Source organism: Micromonospora sp. SYSU B005, from assembly GCF_055362685.1.
In genome coordinates this window covers 214,776-227,014 of the sequence record NZ_JAXCFU010000002.1, presented here as the reverse complement: position 1 = coordinate 227,014, position 12,239 = coordinate 214,776, and the positions used below count along the sequence as shown (strand labels likewise).

At 74.1% G+C, this 12,239-nt stretch carries 14 protein-coding genes; 7 read left to right on the top strand and 7 right to left on the bottom strand.

The annotated features are described in order from the left end of the window. Nucleotides 1-16 precede the first annotated feature (16 nt). From SM452_RS06245 to SM452_RS06220, 6 genes are all read right to left on the bottom strand, one after another. Complete coding sequence (locus tag SM452_RS06245) at nucleotides 17-1,162, bottom strand: branched-chain amino acid ABC transporter permease (protein WP_463839466.1); 1,146 nt, start codon at nucleotides 1,160-1,162, stop codon at nucleotides 17-19. After that, nucleotides 1,159-2,037, bottom strand: coding sequence for a branched-chain amino acid ABC transporter permease (locus SM452_RS06240; RefSeq protein ID WP_194799177.1), 879 nt, complete (start codon nucleotides 2,035-2,037; stop codon nucleotides 1,159-1,161). The genes SM452_RS06245 and SM452_RS06240 overlap by 4 nt, the downstream gene beginning before the upstream one ends. Before the next feature lie 13 nt (nucleotides 2,038-2,050). Then, nucleotides 2,051-2,767, bottom strand: coding sequence for an ABC transporter ATP-binding protein (locus SM452_RS06235; RefSeq protein ID WP_262011818.1), 717 nt, complete (start codon nucleotides 2,765-2,767; stop codon nucleotides 2,051-2,053). Then, nucleotides 2,764-3,576, bottom strand: coding sequence for an ABC transporter ATP-binding protein (locus SM452_RS06230; RefSeq protein WP_463839465.1), 813 nt, complete (start codon nucleotides 3,574-3,576; stop codon nucleotides 2,764-2,766). The genes SM452_RS06235 and SM452_RS06230 overlap by 4 nt, the downstream gene beginning before the upstream one ends. Nucleotides 3,577-3,716: 140 nt before the next feature. After that, nucleotides 3,717-4,925, bottom strand: coding sequence for an RNA polymerase sigma factor (locus SM452_RS06225; protein ID WP_355507980.1), 1,209 nt, complete (start codon nucleotides 4,923-4,925; stop codon nucleotides 3,717-3,719). Continuing rightward, nucleotides 4,922-5,272 carry a YciI family protein gene (locus tag SM452_RS06220; protein WP_013286726.1) on the bottom strand — a complete coding sequence of 117 codons (351 nt, stop codon included), beginning with the start codon at nucleotides 5,270-5,272 and terminating at the stop codon, nucleotides 4,922-4,924. The genes SM452_RS06225 and SM452_RS06220 overlap by 4 nt, the downstream gene beginning before the upstream one ends. Nucleotides 5,273-5,394: 122 nt before the next feature. Here SM452_RS06220 and SM452_RS06215 point away from each other — a divergent pair, with 122 nt between their 5' ends. From SM452_RS06215 to SM452_RS06185, 7 genes are all read left to right on the top strand, one after another. Then, nucleotides 5,395-6,720 (top strand): flavin monoamine oxidase family protein, encoded by a 1,326-nt coding sequence (locus SM452_RS06215; RefSeq protein ID WP_463839464.1) that lies wholly within the window; start codon nucleotides 5,395-5,397, stop codon nucleotides 6,718-6,720. Between the two features lie 126 nt (nucleotides 6,721-6,846). Next, the gene (locus SM452_RS06210) at nucleotides 6,847-7,593 is read left to right on the top strand and encodes a lysozyme (RefSeq protein WP_463839463.1); all 747 of its coding nucleotides are present in this window, start codon (nucleotides 6,847-6,849) and stop codon (nucleotides 7,591-7,593) included. A 71-nt stretch (nucleotides 7,594-7,664) separates the two neighbouring features. Next, entirely contained in the window at nucleotides 7,665-8,339 is a 675-nt protein-coding gene (locus SM452_RS06205; RefSeq protein ID WP_120569559.1) for a peptidoglycan recognition protein family protein, read from the top strand. 99 nt (nucleotides 8,340-8,438) lie between these two features. Continuing rightward, nucleotides 8,439-8,804, top strand: a complete 366-nt coding sequence (locus tag SM452_RS06200) for an ArsR/SmtB family transcription factor (RefSeq protein ID WP_120569558.1) — start codon at nucleotides 8,439-8,441, stop codon at nucleotides 8,802-8,804. Further along, complete coding sequence (locus SM452_RS06195) at nucleotides 8,801-9,442, top strand: SRPBCC family protein (protein WP_463839462.1); 642 nt, start codon at nucleotides 8,801-8,803, stop codon at nucleotides 9,440-9,442. The genes SM452_RS06200 and SM452_RS06195 overlap by 4 nt, the downstream gene beginning before the upstream one ends. Nucleotides 9,443-9,845: 403 nt before the next feature. Then, the gene (locus tag SM452_RS06190; RefSeq protein WP_463839461.1) at nucleotides 9,846-10,406 is read left to right on the top strand and encodes an NADAR family protein; all 561 of its coding nucleotides are present in this window, start codon (nucleotides 9,846-9,848) and stop codon (nucleotides 10,404-10,406) included. Between the two features lie 41 nt (nucleotides 10,407-10,447). Continuing rightward, on the top strand, nucleotides 10,448-10,957 hold the full coding sequence (locus SM452_RS06185; protein ID WP_463839460.1) for an NUDIX domain-containing protein: 510 nt from the start codon (nucleotides 10,448-10,450) through the stop codon (nucleotides 10,955-10,957). Between the two features lie 47 nt (nucleotides 10,958-11,004). On the opposite strand, the gene SM452_RS06180 is transcribed toward SM452_RS06185, so the two are convergent. Next, nucleotides 11,005-12,171, bottom strand: coding sequence for an LLM class flavin-dependent oxidoreductase (locus SM452_RS06180; RefSeq protein WP_262011828.1), 1,167 nt, complete (start codon nucleotides 12,169-12,171; stop codon nucleotides 11,005-11,007). Nucleotides 12,172-12,239 lie beyond the last annotated feature (68 nt).

Here is a 12,239-nt window from a genome sequence, read left to right as displayed (position 1 = left end):
GGTGGAACCGGTGAGGTCAGCGGTCCGGCGACCGGCGGGTGGCGCGACGGCGGCGCAGCGCGGCGCGCAGCCGGGCGCCGACGGCACGCACGCCGCCCTGCAGGCCGCCCGGGGCGGCGAGCATGACGACGATGAGGATCAGGCCGAACACCGCGAGCGCGAGGTTGCCCTCCAGCCGCTGGGCCAGCCCGGCGGACAGGCTGAGGTGTTCGGTGAGCAGGCCGGGCAGGTCCTGGAGCGCGACCAGCAGCACCGCTCCCCAGACCGCGCCGGCGAGGCTGCCCAGCCCGCCGATCACGATCGCCATGAGCAGGAACAGCGACAGGTCCAGCGGGAACTTGCCGGGCGCGACGGTGGCGGTGAGCATCGCGTACACGCCGCCGCCGAGGCCGGCACAGGCGGCGCTGACCACGAACGCGAGCACCTGGGTGCGGGCCACCGGGATGCCGGCGAGCCGGGCCGCGACCTCGTCGTCGCGGACCGCCCGCAGGGACCGGCCGAAGCGGCTGCGTACCAGGTTGGCCAGCAGCAGCATGGTGAGCAGCGCGGCGGCCAGCGCGATCCAGGCCAGCCAGCGTTCCGGCTGGAAGTAGGCGCCGAGCGCCGCCGGTGGCGTCTGCGCCGGGAACCGCAGCCCCTGCTCGCCGTTGAACACGCCGGTGAAGATCGTGGTGACCGCCGGGACGAGCGTCGCCACGGCGAGGGTCACGCCGGCCAGGTAGGGGCCGCGCAGCCGGGCCGCCGCCAGCCCGACGACCAGCCCGCCGAGCGCTGTCACCGCGACGGCGACGAGCAGCGACGCGGGCAGCGTCCACCAGCCGCGTATCGCCCGCTCGTCCAGGGCCTGCTGGGTCAGCGCCACGGTGTACGCGCCGGTGGCCATCAGCGCGCCGTGCCCGAGCGAGAGCTGGCCGTTGAGTCCGACCAGGACGGTGTGCCCGGCGGTGACGCAGAGGAACGCGCAGACGCGCGCCACCTGGAGGTTCTGGTACGGCGCGAGCTGGTTGGTCACCAGCACGACGAGCGTGCCGGCGAACACCGCGAGCGCCAGGTGGCGCAGCAGCGTGGAGCCGCGCGCCTCGTGTCCGGCGGGGGCGCCGGGAAGCAGCCGCCGCAGCGGGGACGGCGCGGCGGGCGCGATCTCGGTGGGGGTGCTCGTCACACGTGCCTCGCTCTCGCCGCGGAGAAGAGCCCGCCGGGGCGGACCAGCAGGACGGACAGCAGCAGCACCAGGACGGCCAGCGGGGTGGTGTCCGGTCCCAGGTAGCCGGTGACGTAGGACAGGATCAGCCCGACCAGCAGGCCGCCGACCACCGCGCCCACCGGGCTGTCCAGGCCGCCGACCACGGCGGCGGTGAACGCGACCACGAAGACCAGGTCCATGGCGTGCGAGTGCAGGCCGAGTCCGGTGGGGACGACGAGCATGCCGGCGAGCGCGCCGACGCCGGCGGCGAGCGCCCAGCCCAGCGTGAGCATCCGGCCGACGCTGACGCCGAGCAGCCGGGACACCTCCGGGGCGAACGCGGCGGCCCGCATCCGCAGTCCCACCGGGGTACGGGTGAACAGCAGCGCGAGCAGCGCCACCACCGTCAGCGCCGCGCCGAGCACCCACAGGTCGTACGGGGACAGCGCGGCCACCCCGCCGATGGTGAGCGCGTCGGTGTCGAACGGCGCCGGTGCGGGCCGGTAGTCGTTGCCGAAGACCATGCCGAGCACCGCCTGGATGACGAGCACCAGCCCGAGCGCGACGATCACCTGGTTGAGCGGGCCGCCGGGGCCGGCGAACCGCATCAGCACCCGCTCCACCAGCGCGCCCAGGGCCAGCCCGGACAGGATCGCGGCGGCCAGGCCCAGCCAGTACGAGCCGGTGGCGGACACGACCGCGTACCCGACGTAGGCGGTGGCCACGGCCATCGCGCCCTGGGCGAAGTTGACCACCCGGGCGGCCCGCCAGATGAGCACCAGCGCGAGCGCGAACGCCGCGTACACCGCCCCGGAGGCGAGCCCGTCGAAGGTGAGGAACCAGAACCGCTCCATCCGCGACCCCTTCCTAGAATCCGAGGTACGCGTGCCGGAGCTGGTCGTCGTCGCGTAGCCGGGCGGCCGGCGCGGCCGTCACCACCTGCCCGAGCGACATGACGATGCCCTGGTCGGCGACGGACAGCGCGCTGCGCACGTTCTGCTCGACGAGCAGCACGGTGAGCCCCCGTTCGTCGCGCAGCCGCCGCAGCAGCGCCATGATCTGCGCGGTGACCTTGGGCGCCAGCCCGAGTGACGGCTCGTCGAGCAGCAGCAGCCGGGGCCGGGCGATCAGCGCGCGGCCGATCGCGAGCATCTGCCGTTCCCCGCCGGAGAGCTGGTGCCCGGCGTGGTCGCGGCGGCGGGCCAGGGCGGGGAACAGCTCGTACACCTCGTCGAGCGCGCGCCGGGCGTCGGCGCGGTCGCGCCGCCACAGCCCGCCCAGGCGCAGGTTCTCCGCCACTGTCAGCTCGGTGACCACACCCCGCCCCTCCGGCACGTGCGCCAGGCCGCGCCGGACCAGGTGTTCCACCCGGACGCCGCGCAGGTCCTCGCCCGCGTACCGGACCCGGCCGCCGGTGGGACGGAGCAGACCCGAGAGGGTACGCAGCAGCGTGGTCTTGCCCGCGCCGTTGGCGCCGAGCACGGCGGTGACGGTGCCGGCCGGGACGGTGAACGCGACGTCGCGCAGCACCGGCACGGGCCCGTAGCCGCAACTGAGCGCCTCCACCTCCAGCACGGCGGTCACCGCGTGCTCCCCTCGGCCGGCACGTCGGCGCCCAGGTACGCCTCGGTGACCCGGGGGTCGTCTCGGATGCGTTCCGGCGGCCCGGCCGCGATCACCTTGCCGAAGTCGAGCACCACCAGTTCCTGACAGACGGACATGACCAGGTCCATGTGGTGCTCGACGAGCAGCACGGCGCAGCCGTCCTCCCGGTCGGGCAGCGCGCGGACCAGGTCGGCCAGCTCGGCCACGTCGTCGGCGCCGAGACCGCCGGCCGGTTCGTCGAGCAGCAGCAGCCGGGGCCGGGCGATCAGCGCGCGGGCCAGCGCGACCCGCTTGCGTACCGGGTACGGCAGGGTGGCGGGGGCGGCGTCGGCGTACTTCTCGATGCTCAGTTCGGCGAGCAGGTCCATCGCCCGGGTGCGCAGCCGCCGCTCGTCGTCGTCGCTGCGGGGCAGGCCGAACAGCGCGGCGGCGAAACCTGCGCGGGCGGTGTGGCTGGCGCCTGCGACCACGTTCTCCAGCACGGTCAGCCCGGCGAACAGGCCGACGCCCTGGAGCGTGCGGGCGATGCTGAGCCGGGTGAGGGCGTGCGGGCGGGGCCGGAACGGCCGGCCGTCGAGGGTGAGCGAGCCCTCGGTCGGCCGGACGAAGCCGCAGACCACGTTGAACAGCGTGGTCTTGCCGGCGCCGTTGGGGCCGATCACACCCACGATCCGGCCGGGCGGCACCCGCAGCGAGACGTCGTCGAGGGCGACCAGGCCGCCGAAGCGTACGCCGACGTGGTGCAGCGCCAGGCCCGGTTCGTCGGCGGGGGCGGCCGGTGGGCTCATCGTCACCTCGTGCCGGTCGAGGGAGCAGAGAAAACTAATTACACCGGGAGTGTACTTTTCTCTGCCGCCGCGTCAATGCCCCCGACGATCACTACTCTTCTCGACCGGCTGCGAGCCTCCTACCTGCACGGTCGGTGCGATCATCCCGGCATGCGGTCGCGGGCGCGGCGCAGGAACGTCTGCTCCGCCGCGTTGCCGGTGCCGGCGATCGCCGCGTCGTACGCCTTCCGCGCCTGCTTCGGACGGTCCAGCCGGCGCAGCAGGTCGGCCCGGATCGCATGCCACACGTGGTAGCCGCCCAGATCCAGACGCTCCACCTCGGTCAGTCCCGCCGCCGGTCCGCGTACCTCGGCCAGCGCGACCGCCCGGTTCAGCGCCACCACCGGCCCGGGCGCGACGGCGGCGAGCTGGTCGTAGAGCGCGAGGATCTGTCCCCAGTCGGTGGCGGCGGCGGTGGGCGCGTCCGCGTGCACCGCGCCGATCGCGGCCTGGATCTGGTACGGGCCGGGCCGGCCTCGCCGCAGGCACCGGCGGACCAGGTCCTGCCCCTCGGCGATCAGCTCCCGGTCCCACCTGCGGCGGTCCTGCTCGGACAGCGACACCGGCACGCCGTCCGGGCCGGTCCGGGCGGCGCGGCGCGCCTCGGTGAGCAGCATCAGCGCGAGCAGGCCGAGCGCCTCCGGCTCGTCCGGCATCAGCGTCACGAGCAGCCGGCCCAGCCGGATCGCCTCGGCGCCCAGCTCGGCGCGGCCCAGCCGCTCCCCCGCGCTCGCCGTGTGCCCCTCGTTGAAGATCAGGTACACCACGGCGAGCACCCCGCGCAGCCGGTCCGGCAGGTCCGCGTCGCGCGGCACCCGGTACGGGATACCGGCGTCGCGGATCTTCGCCTTGGCCCGGACCAGGCGCTGCGACATGGTGGGCTCCGGCACCAGGAAGGCGCGCGCGATCTCGGCGGTGCTCAGGCCACCGAGCAGGCGCAGCGTCAGCGCCACCCGGGCGGGAGCGGCGAGCGCCGGGTGGCAGCAGGTGAAGATCAGGCGCAGGCGGTCGTCGGGCACGGGCCCCTCCTCGGCGGGCGGGTCGTCGTCGGCGTGCAGCAGGGCGGCCTCGGCGTGCCGGGCGGCCCGGGTCGCCTCGCGCCGCAGCCTGTCGATCGCGCGGTTGCGGGCGGTGGTGATGATCCAGCCGGCCGGGCTGGCCGGCGGCCCGTCGGCGGCCCACCGCGAGACGGCGACGGTGAACGCCTCCTGGACCGCCTCCTCGGCGAGGTCGATGTCGCCGAGGAGGCGGACCAGGACGGCTACCGCGCGGCCGTACTCGGCCCGGAAGACCCGTTCGACGTCGGTCATCCCTCGCCCTGGAACGGGCGGACCTCGATCGGCAGCGTGGTCGCGAGGGCGTAGCGGCGGCCCCAGTCCAGCGCGGCGTCCAGGTCGGGCGCCCGGATGATGGTGACGCCACCCAGGTACTCCTTGCCCTCGGCGAACGGCCCGTCGGTGACCAGCACCTCGTCACCGGCCGGGCGCAGCACGGTGGCGGTCTGCGGGTCGTGCAGGCCGTTGCCGAACACCCAGCACCCCGCCTCCCGCAGGTCCCGGCCGATGGCCTCGACCTCGCGCATCACCCCGGCCAGGAACTCCGGGTCGGGACGGCCCTCGCCGGCCGGCTGGTACATGCTGATCAGGTACTGCTTCATCGGTGTCTCCTCACCGCCGGGGACGGCCCCGCGCCGCCCTCTCACCCTCCACACGAACGACTGATGCCGGTTTCGACACGCCGGGCCGGGTGAATCCGGCCGGGAGCGGGGTACGCCGTCGCGTGCGCCGTCACCGGGTCGTCGTCGTGGGCGCCGGGTTCTCCGGTCTGGCCTGCGCGCTCGCGCTGGACGCGGCGGGCGCCGAGGTACGGGTGCTGGAGGCGCGGGACCGGGTGGGCGGCCGGACGCGCAGCCGCCCGCTACCAGGCGGCGGCTGGCTGGATCTCGGCGCGCAGTGGATCGGCCCGACTCAGGACCGGATGTACGCGCTCGTCGCCGCGTACGGCCTGACCACCTTCTCCTCCCCCGCGCACGGTGCGGCGGCGCTGCTGCTCGGCGGACGCCCGGCCACCGGCGAGCCGCCGGGGCTGTCCGCGCTGCTGGGCACGCTCGACGAGATGGCGGGCACGCTCGACCCGGCCGCGCCGTGGCGTGCCGCCGAGGCGGCACGGTGGGACCGGGTCACGTTCGGCGGCTGGCTCGACGCGAGCGCGGCCGACCCGGTCACCGCCGGATACGCGGGCCGGATGCTCGCCGGTGGCCTGCTGGCCGCCTCACCGGACGAGGTCTCGCTGCTGCACATGCTGTTCTACCTGCGCAGCGGCGGCGGTACCGGCTCGCTGCTGCGCATGGCCGGTGGCGCCCAGCAGGACCGGATGGCGGGCGGTCCGGCCGCGCTGGCCGAGCGGATGGCCGCCGCGCTGCCGCCGGGGAGCCTGCGCCTGCGCGCCCCGGTGGACGGTGTCGCGCAGGACGGCGACGGCGTGCGGGTGCGCTCCGGCGGCGAGACGTACCGCGGCGACGCGGTGGTGGTCGCGCTGGCGCCGACGCTGGCCGGGCGCATCCGGTACGACCCGCCGCTGCCGCCGCTGCGCGACGGACTGACCCAGCGGATGCCGATGGGTGTGGCGCTGAAGGTGCACGCGCTCTATCCGGAGCCGTTCTGGCGGGCCGACGGCCGCTCCGGCGTGTCGAGCACCGACACCGGGCCGCTCACCGAGACGGTCGACAACTCGCTGCCGGACGCGCCCGGCGGGGTGCTCACCGCGTTCAGCTACGGCGCGCAGGCCCGGGCGCTGCGCCGGCTTCCGCCAGACGCCCGCCGGGACGCACTGTGCGAGGCGCTCGCCGCGATCCTCGGCCCGGCCGCCGCGCGTCCCGACGACATCGTCGAGTACGACTGGTCGGCGGACGAGTGGACGCGCGGCTGCTTCTGCGGCGTCCTGCCACCCGGCGCGTGGTGCGCGTACGGCCCGGAACTGCGCACGCCCGTGGGCCGGGTGCACTGGGCCGGCACCGAGACCGCGACCCGGTGGAGCGGCTACCTGGAGGGCGCGGTGACCGCCGGCGAGCGCGCCGCCGCCGAGGCGCTCGCCCAGCTCGGCTGAGCACCCAATTCAGTGAGATTCTTCGATGCAATCTATTGAAAAGTTTCTCCGCCCTGTGCCCTAATGACGACAGTTCCTTTCGTCATACTCCCGCCGCCGGAGCGCGGCAACCCCCAGGGAGGACAGATGCACAGATCGATCCGATCGGCGCTGCGTGCGGCCGGAGCCGCACTGCTCGCCACCGTCACCGTCGCCGCCGCGGCCCTGACCGGGGCGGCCCCCGCCGGCGCCGCCCCGGCCGGGCTACCCGGCATGGACGTCTCCAGCTACCAGGGCAACGTGAACTGGTCCGGGGCGTGGGCCAACGGCGCCCGGTTCGCGTACGTCAAGGCGACCGAGGGCACGTACTACACCAACCCGTACTTCGCCCAGCAGTACAACGGCTCGTACAACGTCGGGATGATCCGCGGCTCGTACCACTTCGCCCGCCCGGACACCACGAGCGGCGCCACTCAGGCCAACTACTTCGTCGACCACGGCGGCGGCTGGTCGAAGGACGGGCGGACGCTGCCCGGCGCGCTGGACATCGAGTACAACCCGTACGGCGCGACCTGCTACGGGCTGAGCCAGGCGTCGATGCGCAGCTGGATCGCCTCGTTCGTCAACCAGTACTACGCCCGCACCGGCCGGTGGGCCACCATCTACACCACCACCGACTGGTGGAGCACCTGCACCGGCAACACCTCGCAGTTCGCCGCCAACAACCCGTTGTGGATCGCCAGGTACGCCGGCAGCGTCGGCACGCTGCCGGCCGGCTGGGGCACGTACTCGTTCTGGCAGTGGTCCTCCTCCGGGGTCTTCCCCGGTGACCAGAACGTGTGGAACGGCTCGCTCGACCGGCTGCGCGTCCTGGCCTGCAACGGACCCTGCTGACCCCGGCCCGGGCGTGGCGGGCGGTGCCGGTCCCGCCACGCCCGGCCGTCTCTCTTCCCCAGGAGGCTGCGATGCCTGCCCATGTCCCCCGGCGGACCGTGCTGCGCGGCGCGGTCCTGCTCGGCGCCGCCGCCGGCGTCGGCGCGCTGACCCAGATCGGCTCCGGCCCCGACGCGCGGGCCGCCGCCACCCGGGTCGACCAGCCGACCATCGCCAACTGTGCGACCTGGGGCGCCCGCCCGCCCTCGTCGCCGGTGAGCGTGGTGTCCAGCCGGCCCAACAAGATCATCGTCCACCACACGGCGTTCCCGAACACCACCGACTACAGCCTCGCCCAGGCGTACCGCAACTCCCGCGACATCCAGAACCTGCACATGGACAGCAACGGCTGGCTCGACTCCGGGCAGCACTTCACCAACAGCCGGGGCGGCTACCTGACCGAGGGCCGGCACGGCAGCCTCTACGCGCTGCTGCACGGCCAGACCATGGTGCAGGGCGCGCACTGCGTCGGGCAGAACAGCCAGGCCATCGGCATCGAGAACGACGGCATCTACGTGGACGTGCAGCCGCCCCAGGCGCTCTGGAACAGCCTGGTCACGTTCTGCGCGTTCACCTGCCAGCAGTACGGCATCGCGCCCACCGAGATCTACGGGCACAAGGACTTCAACGACACGCAGTGCCCGGGCCTGCTGCACGGCCGCCTGCCGGAGCTGCGCCGTACCGTCGCCGCCCGTCTCGGCGGCTGACAAACGGGGATACGCGGGGCGCCCGGGTGCGACGGGCGTCCCGCGTACACGTCAGTGTCATTTCTCGCTTATATAAGCGTCGCCTGATATACATGGGTCGTGCACGCCTTCGACGTCCTCGGCGACCCGGTGCGCCGCCGGATCCTGGAACTGCTCGCCCACGGCGAGCAACCCGCCGGCGCGCTCGGCGAGACCGTGCGGCGCGAGTTCGGCATCAGCCAGCCCGCCGTCTCCCAGCACCTCAAGGTGCTGCGCGAGCACGGCTTCGCCACTGTGCGCGCCGACGGCACCCGCCGGCTCTACGCCGTGGACCCCGGCCCGCTGCGCGAGATCGACGCGTGGCTGGACGGGTTCCGCCGCTTCTGGACGCCGCCACTGGCGGCGCTCGCCACCGAGCTGGCCCGGGGCCGCCGCGAACGACGGCTGCGCGAGGACACCACCGACGACGAGAGGACCGACCCATGATCGACGTGAGCGGACAGATCAGCGCCGTCGAGCGCCACATCGGCGCCCGTACACTCCCCGCCGGGCAGGCGCGGGTGCTCACCATCGCCCAGACGTACGACGCGCCGGTCGCCGACGTCTTCGACGCCTGCACGAACCCGGAACGCATACCCCGCTGGTTCCTGCCGGTCTCCGGTGACCTGAGCCTCGGCGGCCGCTACCAGCTGGAGGGCAACGCCGGCGGCACCGTCGAACGCTGCGACCCGCCGCACGGCTTCGCCGCAACCTGGGAGTTCGGCGGCGAGGTGAGCTGGATCGAGGTGCGGTTGCGCGAGGCGGGACCGGGGCGTACCCGCTTCGAGCTGGAACACGTCGCGCACGTCGACGACCAGCGGTGGGCCGAGTACGGCCCGGGCGCGGTCGGCATCGGCTGGGACCTGGCGCTGGTCGGCCTGGCCTCCCACTTCGCCGTGGACGGCACGGGCGTCGACCCGGCCGCCGCGGCCGAGTGGATGGCCTCACCCGAGGGCCTGCGCTTCGTCACCGAGTCCAGCAACAGTTGGACGGCAGCAAGCGTCGAGGCCGGCACCCCCACCGAGCAGGCACAAACCGCAGGCACCCGAGTAACCGCGTTCTACACAGGCGCCCCCACCCCCTAACCCCCTCCCCCGCTCCCTCTCCCCGTTGATCTTGCAGTTTGAGCCCGCAGAATGTCCGGTAGGCGCGTTATACGGGGCACCAAAGTGCAAGATCGACGGGGAGGGAGGGCGGCGCGTGGAGATCTTGGTAGGAAATGGCCCTCATGGGGGCCTGTTCGCTCCAAGATCTCTTGGGATCTCGTGATGCGGGACGGCTTTCTCTGCGGTCGAGAGGCGGGATCGGCTCGGGCCGGAGAGATGCGGCTGGACGTCGTGCGGCGCGTGTAGTCGGCCTGTCGGCGCGAGCGGACGGGTCGAGGCAGTGGGCGGGGAGGGGCGGAGGTGTCCGTGGTGGACGGTGATGTCGGTGCGCCATTGCGAAAGTGCGGGGTGGGATGTCGGTGGGGTGGGGCAGACTGCGGGCATGCCGATCCGTTCCGTCGCCGACCTGACCGCCGCGCTCGACGCCGGCGAGACGTTCAAATACCTGCACTTCTGGGGGCACCGGCCACGGCCTGACGGCAGCATCGGCGCGAGCTGCCTGGGCCAGTGGTGGCCGGCGGCGTTCACGGTGGACGGGCGCGAGTTCGCGACGGCCGAGCACTGGATGATGTGGCACAAGGCCACCCTCTTCGGTGACCACGCGATCGCCGAGCGCGTGCTGGCCGCCGGGCATCCGCACCGGGCCAAGGCGCTCGGGCGGCAGGTCCGTGACTTCGACGAGGCGACCTGGACGGCCCGCCGGTACGAGATCGTGGTGGCCGGCAGTGTCGCCAAGTTCGCCCAGCACGAGCCGCTGCGGCGGTTCCTGCTCGGCACCGGCGACCGGGTGCTCGTCGAGGCCAGCCCGACCGACCGGATCTGGGGCATCGGCCTGACCGCCGACGATCCGCGCGCCGCCGACCCGGCGACCTGGCGGGGCGACAACCTCCTGGGGTTCGCCCTGATGGAGGCGCGCGCCGCGCTCGCCGGCCCGAGGGGGTGACGCCTGACCTCGGGCGACAGGTGCGGGTAACGTGCTGCGGCGTGACCGCGTACTCGCACTGCTCGTTCTGCGGCGCGGCCTACCCGGCGGGCGCCGGGTGGCCGCGTGTCTGTTCCTCCTGCGGCGAGACGGTGTGGCGCAATCCGCTGCCGGTGGCGGTGGCGGTGCTGCCGGTCCACACGCCGGAAGGGCTCGGCGTGGTGGTGGTACGCCGCGACATCGAACCGGCCCGGGGGCGGCTCGCGCTGCCGGGCGGCTTCATCGAGTACGGCGAGGAGTGGTCCGAGGCGCTCGTCCGCGAGCTGCGGGAGGAGACCGGCCTGCTGGCGGAGGCCGGCGAGGCGCGCCTGTTCGCGGTGCACGGCGCCCCGGCGGGCGGCACCATGATGGTCTTCGGGGTGCTACCCGAGCGGCCGGTCGGTGACCTGCCGCCGTCGGCACCGACCGAGGAGGCCACCGAGTGGCTGGTGCTCACCGATCCGGTCGAGCTGGCCTTCTCCACGCACACCCGGGTGCTGGCCGACTTCCTCGCCGGTCAACGCCCGATCTGACCGGAGCCGGTGGCCGCCGGACGGACCGGCGGCCACTCGCGGCGCGGTCAGCCGCGGGCCGGGACGGGCTGGGGTGAGAACGGCACGGCGGCCGGCGCCTCGGTCTCCGGCTCACCGGCCGGGTGCCGCCACAGCCCGCGCCGCCGCAGGATCGGCAGCACGCCCTCGCCGAACCAGTACGCCTCCTCGAGGTGCGGGTGGCCGGAGAGGATGAACTCGTCCAGGCCGAGCGCGTGGTACTCGGCGATCCGGTCGGCGACCTCGGTGTGGCTGCCGACGAGTGCGGTGCCCGCGCCGCCGCGTACCAGCCCGAATCCGGCCCACAGGTTCGGCGAGACCTCCAGCCCGTCGCGGGAGCCGCCGTGCAGGTCGAGCATCCGCCGCTGCCCCTCGGACTCGCTGCGCCGCAGCCCGTCCTGCACCGCGCGCACGTCGGCCTCGGGGATGCCGTCGAGCAGCTTGCGCGCCTGGGCCCACGCCTCCTCGGCGGTGTCCCGGCTGATCACGTGCAGCCGGATGCCGTAGCGCAGTTCGCGACCGGCCTCGGCGGCGAGCCCGCGGATCCAGTCCAGCTTGCCGGCCACCTGGGCCGGCGGCTCGCCCCAGGTGAGGTACACGTCGCTGTGCCGTACCGCCACCGGCCCGGCCGCGCCGGACGACCCGCCGAAGTAGACCGGCGGCACCGGGTCGGGCACCCGGCTGAGCCGGGCGCCCTCGACCCGCACGTGGGCGCCGTCGTGGTCGACCGTCTCGCCGCGCCACAGCGCCCGCACCACGTGCAGGAACTCGTCGGTACGCGCGTAGCGGGCGTCCTTGTCCAGGAAGTCGCCGTACGCGCGCTGCTCGGCCGACTCGCCGCCGGTGACCACGTTGAGCAGCAGCCGCCCGCCGGACAGGCGCTGGAACGTGGAGGCCATCTGCGCGGCGAGGGTGGGTGAGAGCAGGCCGGGCCGGAACGCGACGAGGAACTTCAGCCGCTCGGTGACCTCGCTGAGCATGGCGGTGGTCAGCCAGGCGTCCTCGCACCAGGCGCCGGTGGGGGTGAGCGCACCGGCGAAGCCGAGCTGCTCGGCGGTGCGGGCGATCTGCCCCAGGTACGCCACGCTCGCGGGCCGCGCGCCACCGGCCGTGCCGACCGGTACGCCGTGTCCGCCGCCCACGATGTCCCGGCTGTCGCCGTAGGTCGGCAGGAACCAGTGGAAGGTGAGCGACATGGTGTACCTCCGGTGCGGGATGGGACGGGTCGCCTCCTGAGTGGTGGGACGACCACGCCGACACCCTA